Source organism: Paenibacillus sp. ov031, assembly GCF_900143165.1.
GTDB classification, from domain to species: Bacteria; Bacillota; Bacilli; order Paenibacillales; family Paenibacillaceae; genus Paenibacillus; species Paenibacillus marchantiae.
This window is the reverse complement of sequence record NZ_FRDO01000012.1, coordinates 14336-27753: the sequence shown is the minus strand read 5'-3', so window position 1 is coordinate 27753 and position 13418 is coordinate 14336. Positions and strand designations below refer to the sequence as shown.

The following is a 13418-nucleotide window of genomic DNA, read 5'->3' as shown; positions in this document are numbered from 1 at the left end:
CGCGCAGGTTCACCACATTAAAAATTGGATACAAATTCCTTTTTGTCCTGTTTCATCATAAAGGATTAATCGCTACTTTGCCACATCCGTTTGATGTGGCTGGGGGCTAATTTGGATATAGTCTGGTTTCATCCCAACTGAAAAGAAGCCTCAGCAGGCTGCCAAGGCTATAAAGGTGGAGCGATATTCCGCAGCCGCCATCATCTGTCATAAGTTCTTGCTGCGGGCGAGTTAATTATTGAAGCGGACTCGCAAGCAGGCTCAGCTCAGGATTGAACTCCAGAGCTTCTTTGCAATAATCACATGTAATCCGAACGGTTATATCGCCACCTGAATTATACGCTATTATATCCCTCCGCTCGTCGGGGGTCAAGAAATGAAAGCCCAATTGCGCTTCCGTTATCCGGGCAGAATCGATTCGTCCAATAAAAGTACGGCAATGCCTACACACATAATTCACTGACATGTTTATGCCTCCTGAACATGGTTTATACGTCCAGTATGCCCATTAAGACCGAATCGAACCCGAATCTTGATCATTTTTCCAGTGTCACTTGCAGCGGTTCATCCGTTGAACTTGGCCATCGTCTGCTCAAACGTATGATCCAGACTATATTCCAATGCATCACAGGTCTGTTCGATCGTTTGATCGAGCGCTTCCTTTTCGTTCTTCATAAACTTCGACAGTACGTAGTCTACAATGGCATGTCCCGGTTCTGGTCGGGATATTCCCATCCGTACCCGGTTAAACTGCTGTGTACCGGTATGCTGGATAATGGATTTGATTCCATTGTGACCACCTGCACTGCCCTGGTAACGCAATCTGACTTTGCCTGTTTCTGTGTCCATGTCGTCGTAGACAACAATCAGGTCTTCCAGACTAACTTTATAAAAGTCCATATAAGCCCTTACCGACTCACCGGACAGGTTCATAAACGTCATTGGTTTAATCAGCACCGTTTTGACGCCACCAATTACACTTTCTCCAATCAGCGCCTTGCATTTGCTCTGCGTTATGGAAATATTATGGCGCTCTGCAAGTCGATCAAGTGCCATAAAGCCAATATTATGACGGGTTTTAGCGTAGTTCGGGCCTGGATTTCCTAGGCCGACAATCCACTTCATCTTGTTCCCTCCTTCGGATCAGCCTAAGGTGAAGCATAGACTTCGAATGTTATATTTCATATAATATCAACAAAGTGAGATTCGAATTGGTTATATAATTTGAACGATAATTACACCTAATCACTCCGATAGCAGTACCATCTTTCGATCGCTCTTATCCCCAGATTTTATTTATTCTCTTGATCCAAGGGAAAAATCCGGTGATAGCCTATGCTTCCGAAGTAGCATTCTTGCAGAAAGCTTTCAGGCGCACGCTCCGCTTCTTCAGACTGGTTCTGCACTCTCCGTTTTGGTGTAAACGTCAGTTCAACTTATATTATTTTTACAGCTTTTATTCATCAACCCAGGAAGGTGAGCGGGTTTTGCGCGAAGACAACGGACAACTGACTCAACATAGCGATTTTATCTATCATCTGGAATATCATATACCTGTACAGGTATATGACCGCGACACCCATATTGAGATCGGACTAATCACACGTTTCGATAATCAATTTGTCGAAATTGCCGACACTCTTTTTCATCGGCGCCGGTTCCGTTTTATCTCCCGCCCCGGATACTAGAAATCCGGCAGGCAACTGCTTCACTTCCAATATAACGGAACGCCGACAGGGGTTACATTTTCCATTGATCCGGAAAACGTAACCCCTCTACTACTTTATGCAGACATCCTTATTCAATTTCAAACAGCTTGCTGATTGACAATTCCTCATGAACCCGGATAATGGCTTCTCCGAGCAAAGGTGCTACAGACAACACTTTAAGTTTGCTTGTCGGGTTAGCATGCGTAATCGGAATGGTATCCGTTACGATAACTTCCTTCAGTGGTGCATTCTCCAAGCGTTCCATCGCAGGTCCGGACAATACTGGGTGAGTACAGCAAGCGTATACTTCCTTCACGCCGCCTTCCATCAGAGCATTCGCTCCCAATACAATCGTTCCCGCCGTATCAATGATGTCATCGATCAGAATTGCTGTTTTACCTTCGATGTTACCGATAATGTTCATCACTTCGCTGACGTTCGGCTCTGGACGACGTTTGTCGATAATTGCGAGAGGTGCATTCAGGAAGTCCGCCAGTTTCCGAGCGCGTACTACGCCGCCGTGGTCAGGCGATACAACAACCGGATTTTCGATCTGTTTCGAGCGGAAATATTGAGCCAAAATCGGCACGCCGAGCAGATGATCAACCGGAATATCGAAGAATCCTTGAATCTGCATTGCATGCAAGTCCATCGCGATTACACGGGTTGCACCCGCTTTTTCGATCAGATTGGCAACCAGTTTGGCTGTAATCGGGTCACGCGAACGGGCCTTACGGTCCTGTCTAGCATAGCCATAGTACGGAATAACGACGTTAATCGTCTTGGCAGATGCCCGTTTAAGTGCATCAATCATAACGAGCATTTCCATCAGGTTGTCATTAACCGGCAAGCAAGTAGACTGCACGATATAAACGTGACAGCCCCGAACACTCTCAGAGAGTTTCACTTGGATCTCACCATCACTAAAGCTAGTTGTGTGAGATTCACCCATAGGAATTCCGATATAATCAGCAATTTGATGGGCAAGCTTGGGGTTAGAATTGCAAGTAAATATTTTTAATTTCGAATCAAAATAAGTCATAAAATAAAAACCCTCCGTGCTGGTTCATTGGAATCTATAAGCGTCTGCGACATGTCGGCACCCCCCGATGTTCGGGAGGCAATTCTTAATATCAATACCCCTTATTCGGGTTTGGCATTTTGTTTCTTGGCTTTGGCACGACCACGGATTTTCTCCGCATATCCAGGTTTGTTCTCCTGGCGTGGGCGGGCAATCGCGAGATCATTGTCGGGAACTGAATGGGTAACGGTAGAGCCCGCAACAACATATGCGCCTTTTCCTACCGTGACAGGTGCAATCAGATTGACATTGCTGCCTACGAACGCATCGTCTTCAATCGTCGTTACAGCTTTATTATATCCATCATAATTCACCGTTATTGCCCCGCATCCAACATTTACGTTTTTCCCTACTTTAGCATCCCCAATATAACTGAGATGAGATACTTTGGAGCCTTCATCAATTGTAGCATTTTTCACTTCAACAAAGTCACCAATTTTTACTTTACGGCCCAGTTTGGTACCTGGACGCAAATAAGCAAATGGACCTACAGTTGCTTCTGATCCAACCTCGGCCTGTGACAGTACAGAATGCTTGATTGTAACCCCATCCTGAATGATACTGTCTTCCACATCTGCCTGAGGACCAATATGGCATGCTTCACCAATGGTAGTTGTACCTTTGAGTATGGTACCCGGATACAATACTGTATCTGATCCAATGGTAACATCCGCCCCGATATATGTCGATGCCGGATCGATGATTGTAACACCGTTCAACATATGTTTTACCGCCAAACGTTCACGCATGAACGCTTCTGCTTGTGAAAGAGCAAGTCGATCATTAACTCCGATGGATTCCGCGATGTCATCTGACATGTAGGCTTCCACCACTTCTCCATCATTACGGAAAATGCCAACCACGTCAGTGAGATAGTATTCTCCCTGAGCATTCTGGTTCGTCACTTTCTCCAGCGCAGCGAACAACTTAGCATTATCGAAGCAGTACGTACCTGTGTTGATCTCGTTCACAGCATCTTCCTGCTCCGTGCAATCCTTCTGTTCCACAATGCGCTGTACAGAACCATCTTCTCCGCGAATAACGCGGCCGTACCCTTTGGGATTGTCCAGTTCAGCTGTGAGTACCGTTGCTGCTGCTCCGCGGCTCTCATGGAGTTTCATCAGTCCTTCCAGCGTCTCGCTGGTCACAAGTGGTGTATCTCCACAGACAACGATGGTTGACCCTGCTTCACTGCCGAGCAGAGATTTAACCTGCTTCACCGCATGTCCTGTTCCCAATTGTTCAGCCTGAAGCACGTACTCTGCTCTGGAACCCAAAAATGACTGCACCGCTTCGGCACCGTGACCGACCACAACGACACTGCGTTCAACGCCTGCGCGAAGAGCTGCATCCAGCACGTGACCCACCATCGGTTTACCGCATACGGGATGCAGTACCTTGTACAATTTCGATTTCATCCGTTTGCCTTGCCCTGCCGCAAGAACGATTGCCATTCTTTTCAAAATTTACGACCTCCTGTTCTGAAAAACCCATCGTTTGACCTTACCTGTATATATCCGATGAGTAACGTTCAGCCGGCCCTGCGCCGGTCTTGTTCATCGCCTGCTGTCTCTGTAATCACGCGTAACAACGCGGACACCAACAAATCGTGACCTATATGTATACGCCGTGTACTTGCGAGCTTAACCGATTCCCATGATTCCTAGATGCCGCCCTGTTACCAAGCGCACGCTGCGCTTTTTGTTCTTTCAACATTTTGCAACATTTAAGCTGCGAAAATGCTCTTCTGTGAATAAACTCAATACTGAATATATCTTATTCCGGTCAAAAAGAAAAGAGAGCCATAAGACATGGCTCTCTTTTCCTTCGAACCCCAATAATGTTCTCAGGCACCTTCTTCAATGACTTCTTCCTCAGTTGCTGCGCGATCATACTCAGTCAAAACAGCTGCTTGAATCTTCTCGCGAGTACCGGAAGAGATCGGGTGGGCGATATCACGGAATTCTCCGTCAGGAGTCCGCTTGCTCGGCATAGCAACAAACATTCCGTTATTGCCATCGATGACGCGAATGTCATGAACGACGAATTCGTTATCGATGGTAATGGATGCGATAGCCTTCATTCTCCCCTCAGAGTTAACACGGCGGAGTCTGACATCCGTAATTTGCATGTGTGTGTTCACCACCTTTTTCCATCAGAACTTGGTGTATAATTCCACACAGCACATACGAACTCCTTCTTTTTATAACCACAAAAATGTCCTAATTTCAGGAATTTTTTTATTTAATACACAATTCGACAATGTTAGTGCCAGGTCGATGGAAAAGAACCTTTCCCGACATGTAATTCGTCATGATTCTACAGGTCAAAATAGTTGCCAGGCTTGACGGAAATGTGTCTGCTCTTCGCATCAACCGCCGTCAGCTTCGCCAGAGATATGTAATCCGTCAGCAGTCGTTCTTCCGAATCAACCGATCCAGATTCTACTAATACGCCTACCCCAGCTACCGTGGCATTAAACTCGGCCAATAGGTCGATCATCCCTTGGACGGTTCCCCCAGCTTTCATAAAATCATCTACAATGAGCACTCTGGAGTGCTCACGCATTGCCCTGCGAGATAGGGACATGGTATGTAGGCTTTTATGGGACCCGGATACATAATTGATACTTACGGCCGATCCTTCCGTAGCCTGATGGTCCCTGCGCACGAGCACTACAGGCAGGTTGAGCTGGGCTCCGGTCGCATAAGCAAGTGGAATCCCTTTGGTTTCGACCGTCATCACCACATCAATATTCATATTGCCAAAGGCCGTTGCAAAAATCTTGCCGGCTTCATTCATCAATGCGGGCTGTCCAAGCAGGTCGGACATGTACAGATATTCACCAGGGAGTATCCGATCCGGCTGCGCGAGCTGGGTAGAAAGTCGTTCTGCAAAAGCCAGTGCCAGTTCTCTGGACACCTTTGGAATCCACTTTACTCCCCCGGCTGCTCCAGCCAGTGTATGCAGTTCTCCCGAACCACCTTCTTCGAACACTTCCTTGATAATCGCCAAATCTTCACTGATCGACGACTTCGCAGCTCCATAGCGTTCGGCAAATGTAGTCAACGGAATAACCGTATGCGGTCTAGACAATAAGTACTGCGTCATTTCAACCAGCCTTGCGCTTCGTTTTAATTTCTTCACAGAGATCCATCCTCACGATCACGGAAAACATCCAAATCCGAATAATTATTTAAAAATATACCACCTTTATACGTGTTTGTACATTATAAAAGCGAATTTTAAGTTAGCATGCGTACTGCATATACTTCTTTACAGAAGCCTCGCAGTCCATTGTATATCCGAGCAACCTTGGACTCCTTAGAGACCAGTCCAAACACAGTTGGACCGCTGCCTGACATTAATACTCCGTCTGCTCCAAGCCGAATCATGGCATCCTTCAGATGCTGAACTTCCGGATACAGCTTCAACGTTACGTCCTCAAGCACATTCCCCATCTGCCCGCACACTTCGGCAAAGGATTGGTTGCGAATGGCCTGCTCCATTTTGGCAGCACTCGGATGACGAACAATCTTGTCGCTGCGGAAACGTCCATAGACATCGGCTGTAGACACATTAATCGGCGGCTTGGCCAAGATCACCCAACATTGCGGGGGATTCGGCATTGGTGTCAGCTTCTCTCCACGGCCTGTGGCGAGTGCTGTTCCGCCTGTAATGCAGAAAGGCACATCCGAGCCCAGTTCTGCTCCAAGTTCCTGCAGCTCTTGATCCGGAATGTTGAGACGCCAGAGGCGATTCAATCCACGCAGCGTTGCTGCTGCATCACTGCTGCCACCAGCAAGTCCGGCGGCCACCGGTATTTTTTTGTCCAGATGAATATGAACTCCGGTTTTCACGTCGTAACGCTCTTTGATAAGCCTGGCTGCCTGAAAAGCCAAGTTCTTCTCATCCAGGGGGATATATCCCGCCTGACTGGAGATAAAGATCGTGTCACGAGGTAGCTCAGACATTTCCAGTCGATCGGCAAGATCCACCATCGTCATGATCATCTCAACTTCGTGAAATCCATCTCTTCTTTTATGTAAAACGTCTAGCATCAAATTGATTTTAGCAGGCGCTTTTTCGTAAATTTTCAAGGCGTTCACCCGTCCTCACCTTTTCCCTAAGACAACTTAACATATTATATCAAAATGGGGCTGTCAAGTCATTTCTATTCCGCATCCATGGGGAAAAAGCGAGGTCATTCCTGCCGGATTGCCCCGCTCTCCAAACCGATTGAACCGGATTACGATTTGCGTGCCGCTTCTTCCGCAAGTTGAATGGCCCGTTTCACCATATTGCCCGCATCCTTCGCTTTGATCCCGCCCCAACCTTCCTGCTGGACGGTATCATAGAATCCTAGGTCTTTTGCCAGTTCATTCTTGAGTTCATCCGACATTACACTTCTTCTTCTCCGGCTCATGGGTCATCCTCCTCGAAATAGTTCATTCATGATAAGTCCATTTGTATCCGGGACTATTTGCCCCCAGGCCAAGAAAAATGCCTTGAACCTGTCCAAATAGTATGCCGCTTCTTCCCCAGACTCATTCCTGATCAACTATGCATCTCCGATGAATCGAGCGGGATTATTGCAAAAATAAAAAAAGCGACCTGCCCAAGGGGGCAGAATCGCCGTAAATCGATACTTACGTCTCCATGTAGGAGCTATGCGTCTGGCTGCCTGGATCAAATACCATGACTTCCACCGATTCCGTAAGTATATCAGCATAACTGTAGGATACTCGCTTGAAAGTTTCTTGCTCCTCATCAAGCTTAACAATAAAAACAGAAGGGTACGTTTCTTCCAATACACCCGTACGCTCAATGGTCTTACGGCGGCCACCATTAGCCCGCAGCATAATTTTCTGACCGATATGTGCATCGAGATTGCGTTTGATATCCAATAGCGTATTTTTAGCCATTGTCGACGACCACCTCTTTTCTTGTCCATTATACCGGATTTTACAGTCATTGTCAAATCAAAACTAATTATTATATCAGTATCAAAAAGTTGTTGTCAATGAATTTTTTTGCAAACAAAAAAAGCCCCTAAATGGGACTTTCTTCTGCCATCATTAGACGGCTGATGGATTCACTTTTAACGTGGATAGATCGTTCAATCCGGGCAGACCTACCCGATAACTTCCCCGTGTCTCTACGCCGCCCACACCCTGGCTACCACTAATCGTGTTATGCAAAATGTCATTCATGTTCACCGTTTCCCGCACCGACGTGAAGGCTGCCTTAGCTGCCACATAGACCGGGTCCAGGGCATGGATGAGAATTCGTCCTGGTGAACTGGCAAAGTTCGCTCCAGCCCGCAGCAAGGCCTCAAAGTGGGACTGACACGCGCCAGCTACAATCGTGAGCGCATCGAGATGACGTTCATATTGCCTAGCTACCTGAATAGCGGATACAAAGTTCTGCGAATTCTTGTAGCTTCCCAGACTATATAAGTCATAGGGCTGACGGGTCTTGAGTACCCCATCATGGCCAGTAATGACAACGATATCCGGACGCACTTTGGGCAGCAGACGATATAAAGTGTCCGCCATGGCAGACTCGTGTACATATTGACCCTCTGCGGGAACACGAAGCTGCTCATAAAGGTTCATGCTTTTTTTTAGATAATTAGGATCGCCATCCAAGTGCAGCACTTTGCCAGGCATCTCGAAATAAGCGGGTTCTTGTTGAACAGACCATTCCTGAACCAAACCTTCACGATTGCGCTCGGCCTGTTCCATTCGATTCTGCTGCAGGAGTGAGAGCGTCTGATGTGCCTTCACATGGGCCTGCCTCGTCTTCGCACTCTGCGGTTCATAAGGAACCTGTATCAAATCGTCCACAGGGGAATCGGCTAACAGCCGGAACTCGGTCCCTTTAATGATGGCACCGTCCGACTGGAGGCCTTCCAACCGGAAAGTCACATCTCCACCGTATGACTTTCGAACGACCAAGTCTCCGATATTCATCAACATAATCACCTCTACCCCATCGTATGGGCAGAAACCCGGATTGGTTCATCCGAATTTTACAGAGCTGATCGTACCCCAGCTTCCCACATTACGGTACTGAGTGTCGCATACTCCTGCAGGCTCAATGTTTCTCCCCGTCTTGAAGGCTGAATACCGGCCTGCTCCAACAACTGATCAGCCTGTTCTCTGTTCTCCTTCGTGAAGAAACGGGCTTTCAGATTATTGGAGATGGTTTTTCTACGCTGCGCAAAGGAAGCCTGTACCACTTCGAAGTAATGTGCCTCGTCGGGAACTTCAACCGGTGGTTGTTCACGCACCTTTAACTTAATTACAGCCGATTCCACATTAGGCTGCGGAATAAAGACCGTGGGCGGAACAATACAGACCAATTCCGGCATACTGTAGTACTGAACCGCAATGCTCAAACTGCCATAGTCCTTTGATCCTGGTGCAGCAGCCATGCGTTCAGCCACTTCCTTCTGGATCATGACCACAATGCTGTCTACAGGCAGCTTCTCTTCGAGCAGCTTCATCATGATTGGCGTCGTTACATAATAAGGCAGATTGGCTACAACACTCACTTTATCTACCGTTCCAAAATCGGTATGGAACAACTCAGCTAGATCCAGCTTCAGCACATCCCCGTGATGCACACGAACGTTTGGATAAGGCTGCATCACTTCACCCAGAATCGGGATCAATCGCTGATCAATCTCTACAGCCGTTACAGGACCGGCTACCCGAGCCAGACGTTCTGTGAGTGCGCCGATCCCTGGCCCGATCTCAAGTGCGCCCTTGGACTCGTCCAGATCAGCTGCATTTACAATTTTGTTCAGTATATTTTGATCGATCAGAAAGTTCTGACCCAGGCTCTTCTTGAATGAAAATCCGTGTCTTTGAATAATTTCTTTGGTTCGTTTGGGTGTTGCAATTTCTACGGTTTCTTCCATGCCTTTCATACGCTCACAATCCTTCACGTTCAATTTGCGATAATGCTTCGGAGAACTCTTCCCGGGTAATCTGGAATACACTCAACCGCTTGTGGAACTGTTTGCCATTGCAATAACCTATGCCCAGCAGATTGCCCATCTCCATACGACGTGCAGCAGCCTGTGGGTGCACAATCAGTCCCGCCGCAATCAGATCCTCCCAATCGATCAAACTTGGTGCGCCTTCATATGATGTGTGTACACGTGCTAATGCATGACGAATCGCCTCCGGTGAAGCGTTCTCCACTCCGATGTCGCCTTTGCGCGTAGCATCTTCCTCCGGAATGAAAGCATGCTTGCAACCAGGTACTTTATTGGCGATGATTTTACGAATACGTTCACCAGCATGATCCGGGTCTGTCAGTACGATGACACCACGTCTCTCTTGAGCAAGTGCAATCCGCTTTAGAATGCGTTGGTTGATGGCCGACCCACCGGTCTCGATCGTATCTGCCTGAACCGCACGTCGAATGGCTACGGTATCGTCACGGCCTTCTACCACGATCACTTCTTTTATCATGTTCCATTTCTTCCTTTCTAACGCAAAAAGAAGAGGAATATCCCTCTTCTCTGCCAAACGGCGGGGGAGACTGAATTCAGACCCCTCCGCCGCATATTCCGCATGAATCATTCATGCTTATATTTTATAGCATTCCCATTTCAAAGTAAAACGATTTTAGTTCGCTTCCGGCTTCACCGGACCAATCACATATACCGTCTTGCCTTTCTTCCGTCCGAAGTTCAGGGCATGCTTCACACTATCATAATACACATCAATTTTGTTGCCTTTAATGGCACCACCTGTGTCTTCCGCACGACGGAAGCCAAGGCCCTCGATATACACCCACCAGCCAATCGGAATGATTTTGGGATCAACCGCAATGGTACGTCCCTCAGTTACCCGAGTACCTGAAGCTGTTTTTGTGCCGATACCAGGCTCTTCAGAAGAGTATGCCGTCATGGATACATTTTTCAAGACTTTTGAATATTTAAAAGAACTGCCTGAGACGGTAATTACTTTGCTGCCCGAGGCAGCGGTTTTCTTCGAGTTCGTGGTTGTTGCTGTTTTTGTCGTGGAAGTCTGCGCCGATACCGTCTGAATCACTGGCTCTTTCACAACAGGTTTGGCTTTGGTACCAATGGCAATCACTTTATCGACGCGATTCGTTGCGACCGATTTACCCACCATTTTTTTGGAGACCAATTCTCCATCCTGAAACACTTTTTCAATATGCTGTACAAGTGTGCCTTCTTTACCGCTCACAACGACACGATTGTCGCCTTTGTACAAGCTAGGGTCAGCCGTTTTGATCACTTTATAAGCAATCGGATGTTCCACTTCCACCGTACGCTTTGTTACCCGCACTACACGGATTTTCATATCCGCTTCAATAGTGGTTCCAAGCGCCGGATATACTTTGTCTTCACTTGCAATTTGAATACCTGATTTTTTAATCGCATCTTTTACCGATGAATCGGTTGTATACAGAGTCTTGGTGTCCCCGTCTGCCGTAATATTAACTGGAACGGCCCGCTCAATAACGATGCGGTCTCCATCTGTGATCGCCCCATTCAAGGGCATGGATACCTGATCGTGAGGGCTGACTGTGATTGACTGCTCCTCCAGCATTTCCTGAAGCATTCCTGTACGAGTCTCTACCGCTTGAGCTTTGCCATCAATAACCAGTGAAATTTGTTTCCCGGCCTGACCGTAAACGACTAACAAGATCATGATTGTAAGCGCAATTGAGAAAATCGCGATCAATGCCATTTGACGCAAGTTCTCATGCTTCCACCGCAACGCGAAAGACTTACTGGATGATCGTGACTCATGGGTCTCTTCTGGTTGGAATGTGCCCACTTCTCCGTCCTCCTTCATAGCCTCGCCGTCTAAAGTAATGCATGATGTCTTTGACGCGACTATACCAAATTTTCTACAGAACACAGATCGGACCAACATAATCCGGTTCTGCACCATGAATCAATCTTCGCAACATGATGTCATCCTCCTGAATACTTACCGTATGATGACCGTATTTCTTTTATTCAAAAACAAAAAAGCCAAAGAAAGAGTTTAAGAGGAACTCTTTCGTGGCTTCCGAATGATTCTGAATATCGGAAATTCATGCACGAGGTTGCCTCTCTTTTTCCGCTTGCGAGGTTAGCTGTCGGGTTCGGGCGAAAGAGAGCCGCCCTATCTCCGGTCATCCGCTCATGGCGGACGCCCTTGAATTCACCCCGAGACCCAAAGAAGAAATCAAATACGGCTTCGCAGATTCATACGCTGCTTTTGGGTCAGCGCATGTTGCGCATCGGCTGCAATCACTGATGTTTAAGCCCTATTGGTTCCCCCGCTCTCCGTTAACGGAGACTCAGCGAGACTGATTCATGAAAGTAATGTTGTTTCATCGGAAAGTGTCCCTTTGTTCATCCCCCGAACATCTGTCCAATTTTCCGCACAACAATTCACTGAAAAGATGATATCCTGTTTCTATGCATGTTGTAAAGCGTTGTTCAAGTACGTTTTTCTAAATATTTGGTTAAAATATTGTAATATTCTTGATTTATTTGGATCAAAAAGCAAATTAACTCCGCCTAACTCACTTTTTCACCCGTTTTGCTCGATCTTTTAACGAATCCCAAATCGTTCCATGGCATTTTTGGTCGTTATTGCTGCAATTTCCTCTATCGAAATGCCTTTAATTTCCGCAGCTGCTTCTGCAACCAGACGTACATGCGCTGTCTCATTTCGTTTTCCACGATAAGGGTGCGGTGTCAAATAAGGAGCGTCCGTTTCGATGAAAAATCGGTCCATAGGAACCTTCTCAAGTACCTCTTTGGGTTGCTTTGCATTTTTGAACGTGATTGGCCCTCCGAAGGAAAGATGAAAGCCTAAATCCAGACACATTTTCGCCGTTTCCCAGCTGCCAGAGAAGGAATGCATGACACCGCCTACTTCTCCAGCTTTCTCTTCACGCAGAATATTTACAATATCTTCATGCGCATCCCGGTTGTGAATGACAATCGGCATATTCAACTCACGGGCAAGACCAATCTGTTGTCGTAATACGCGATGTTGAACCTCTTTCGGTGAAGTGTCCCAGTAATAGTCTAGACCAATTTCACCGATGGCTACCACTTTTTCATGCTTGCATAAAGATGCAATCCATTCCAGATCACCCTCTTGCATTGTGATTGCATCCACTGGGTGCCAGCCTACGGCAGCATATATAAAATCATAGGTTTCAGCCAGCTTCATCGTGGTTGGAATGGTCTCCCGGTTAAAGCCCACATTAATCATGCGACCAACGCCTGCATCCACAGCACGCTGAATCATTTCCTCGCGGTCCTCGTCGAATTGTGGTGCATCCAGGTGTGTATGTGTGTCGAACAACATCATGCTGTATTTCTCCCTTCATGTCGAATAAACGACTATCTCTTTTTAATCCATCCTGCAGTCTTAACCAGAACATAACTATTACTAAATTGGATCATGTTTTTTTTATATTTCTTTCATTGTTTGTTGAGCACAACATGTAGAACGAACAAGTTCCTTCATATCTATATGTGCTCATTTTTAGGCAATCGGGTTGTATTCTAATTACTTTGATTACAAAATTATGTCGATCTACATGTACTCTCCATTAAAGCAGATTACTGT

The 13418-nt window shown here is 46.7% G+C and carries 15 protein-coding genes and 1 riboswitch; of the genes, 1 reads left to right on the top strand and 14 read right to left on the bottom strand.

From position 1 onward, the window contains the following. Nucleotides 1–235: 235 nt before the first annotated feature. Both BUA17_RS29375 and pth read right to left on the bottom strand, forming a co-directional pair. Nucleotides 236–466 carry an anti-sigma-F factor Fin gene (locus BUA17_RS29375; RefSeq protein ID WP_024633714.1) on the bottom strand — a complete coding sequence of 77 codons (231 nt, stop codon included), beginning with the start codon at nucleotides 464–466 and terminating at the stop codon, nucleotides 236–238. 98 nt (nucleotides 467–564) lie between these two features. After that, nucleotides 565–1125 carry an aminoacyl-tRNA hydrolase gene (gene pth / locus BUA17_RS29370; protein WP_072735825.1) on the bottom strand — a complete coding sequence of 187 codons (561 nt, stop codon included), beginning with the start codon at nucleotides 1123–1125 and terminating at the stop codon, nucleotides 565–567. Nucleotides 1126–1487: 362 nt separating this feature from the next. Here pth and BUA17_RS29365 point away from each other — a divergent pair, with 362 nt between their 5' ends. Next, a complete protein-coding gene (locus BUA17_RS29365; protein WP_064641977.1) occupies nucleotides 1488–1688 on the top strand; it encodes a hypothetical protein in 201 nt (66 codons plus the stop codon). A 109-nt stretch (nucleotides 1689–1797) separates the two neighbouring features. On the opposite strand, the gene BUA17_RS29360 is transcribed toward BUA17_RS29365, so the two are convergent. The 12 genes from BUA17_RS29360 to BUA17_RS29305 all read right to left on the bottom strand — a co-directional run bounded on the left by BUA17_RS29360 (nucleotide 1798) and on the right by BUA17_RS29305 (nucleotide 13157). Further along, nucleotides 1798–2751 (bottom strand): ribose-phosphate diphosphokinase, encoded by a 954-nt coding sequence (locus BUA17_RS29360; protein ID WP_017691370.1) that lies wholly within the window; start codon nucleotides 2749–2751, stop codon nucleotides 1798–1800. Nucleotides 2752–2852: 101 nt separating this feature from the next. Further along, a complete protein-coding gene (glmU, locus tag BUA17_RS29355; protein ID WP_063567547.1) occupies nucleotides 2853–4253 on the bottom strand; it encodes a bifunctional UDP-N-acetylglucosamine diphosphorylase/glucosamine-1-phosphate N-acetyltransferase GlmU in 1401 nt (466 codons plus the stop codon). A gap of 383 nt (nucleotides 4254–4636) precedes the next feature. After that, nucleotides 4637–4921, bottom strand: a complete 285-nt coding sequence (spoVG, locus tag BUA17_RS29350; protein WP_017691372.1) for a septation regulator SpoVG — start codon at nucleotides 4919–4921, stop codon at nucleotides 4637–4639. A 188-nt stretch (nucleotides 4922–5109) separates the two neighbouring features. Beyond that, complete coding sequence (purR, locus tag BUA17_RS29345) at nucleotides 5110–5937, bottom strand: pur operon repressor (RefSeq protein ID WP_064641410.1); 828 nt, start codon at nucleotides 5935–5937, stop codon at nucleotides 5110–5112. A gap of 98 nt (nucleotides 5938–6035) precedes the next feature. Continuing rightward, nucleotides 6036–6890: a 4-(cytidine 5'-diphospho)-2-C-methyl-D-erythritol kinase gene (gene ispE, locus BUA17_RS29340; RefSeq protein ID WP_063567568.1), complete on the bottom strand. Its 855-nt coding sequence runs from the start codon at nucleotides 6888–6890 to the stop codon at nucleotides 6036–6038. 149 nt (nucleotides 6891–7039) lie between these two features. Then, complete coding sequence (locus BUA17_RS29335) at nucleotides 7040–7216, bottom strand: small, acid-soluble spore protein, alpha/beta type (RefSeq protein WP_053778930.1); 177 nt, start codon at nucleotides 7214–7216, stop codon at nucleotides 7040–7042. A 223-nt stretch (nucleotides 7217–7439) separates the two neighbouring features. After that, nucleotides 7440–7715, bottom strand: coding sequence for a biofilm formation stimulator Veg (locus tag BUA17_RS29330; protein ID WP_053778931.1), 276 nt, complete (start codon nucleotides 7713–7715; stop codon nucleotides 7440–7442). Between the two features lie 153 nt (nucleotides 7716–7868). Continuing rightward, nucleotides 7869–8765 (bottom strand): sporulation peptidase YabG, encoded by an 897-nt coding sequence (gene yabG, locus BUA17_RS29325; RefSeq protein ID WP_072735824.1) that lies wholly within the window; start codon nucleotides 8763–8765, stop codon nucleotides 7869–7871. 59 nt (nucleotides 8766–8824) lie between these two features. Next, a complete protein-coding gene (rsmA, locus tag BUA17_RS29320; RefSeq protein WP_063567544.1) occupies nucleotides 8825–9727 on the bottom strand; it encodes a 16S rRNA (adenine(1518)-N(6)/adenine(1519)-N(6))-dimethyltransferase RsmA in 903 nt (300 codons plus the stop codon). Nucleotides 9728–9731: 4 nt separating this feature from the next. Continuing rightward, the gene (gene rnmV, locus BUA17_RS29315; RefSeq protein ID WP_072735823.1) at nucleotides 9732–10277 is read right to left on the bottom strand and encodes a ribonuclease M5; all 546 of its coding nucleotides are present in this window, start codon (nucleotides 10275–10277) and stop codon (nucleotides 9732–9734) included. A gap of 156 nt (nucleotides 10278–10433) precedes the next feature. Then, nucleotides 10434–11618, bottom strand: a complete 1185-nt coding sequence (locus tag BUA17_RS29310) for a 3D domain-containing protein (protein ID WP_063567543.1) — start codon at nucleotides 11616–11618, stop codon at nucleotides 10434–10436. A gap of 273 nt (nucleotides 11619–11891) precedes the next feature. Continuing rightward, a riboswitch (cyclic di-AMP (ydaO/yuaA leader) is annotated at nucleotides 11892–12145 on the bottom strand. Between the two features lie 241 nt (nucleotides 12146–12386). After that, nucleotides 12387–13157: a TatD family hydrolase gene (locus BUA17_RS29305; protein WP_170867967.1), complete on the bottom strand. Its 771-nt coding sequence runs from the start codon at nucleotides 13155–13157 to the stop codon at nucleotides 12387–12389. Nucleotides 13158–13418 lie beyond the last annotated feature (261 nt).

Coding starts and splice junctions, on each gene's coding strand:
- BUA17_RS29330 (WP_053778931.1), bottom strand. CDS start 7,715: ATGGCTAAAAATACGCTATTGGATATCAAACGCAATCTCGATGCACAT.
- spoVG (WP_017691372.1), bottom strand. CDS start 4,921: ATGCAAATTACGGATGTCAGACTCCGCCGTGTTAACTCTGAGGGGAGA.
- yabG (WP_072735824.1), bottom strand. CDS start 8,765: ATGAATATCGGAGACTTGGTCGTTCGAAAGTCATACGGTGGAGATGTG.
- pth (WP_072735825.1), bottom strand. CDS start 1,125: ATGAAGTGGATTGTCGGCCTAGGAAATCCAGGCCCGAACTACGCTAAA.
- BUA17_RS29360 (WP_017691370.1), bottom strand. CDS start 2,751: ATGACTTATTTTGATTCGAAATTAAAAATATTTACTTGCAATTCTAAC.
- BUA17_RS29335 (WP_053778930.1), bottom strand. CDS start 7,216: ATGAGCCGGAGAAGAAGAAGTGTAATGTCGGATGAACTCAAGAATGAA.
- rsmA (WP_063567544.1), bottom strand. CDS start 9,727: ATGAAAGGCATGGAAGAAACCGTAGAAATTGCAACACCCAAACGAACC.
- BUA17_RS29375 (WP_024633714.1), bottom strand. CDS start 466: ATGTCAGTGAATTATGTGTGTAGGCATTGCCGTACTTTTATTGGACGA.
- rnmV (WP_072735823.1), bottom strand. CDS start 10,277: ATGATAAAAGAAGTGATCGTGGTAGAAGGCCGTGACGATACCGTAGCC.
- BUA17_RS29305 (WP_170867967.1), bottom strand. CDS start 13,157: ATGATGTTGTTCGACACACATACACACCTGGATGCACCACAATTCGAC.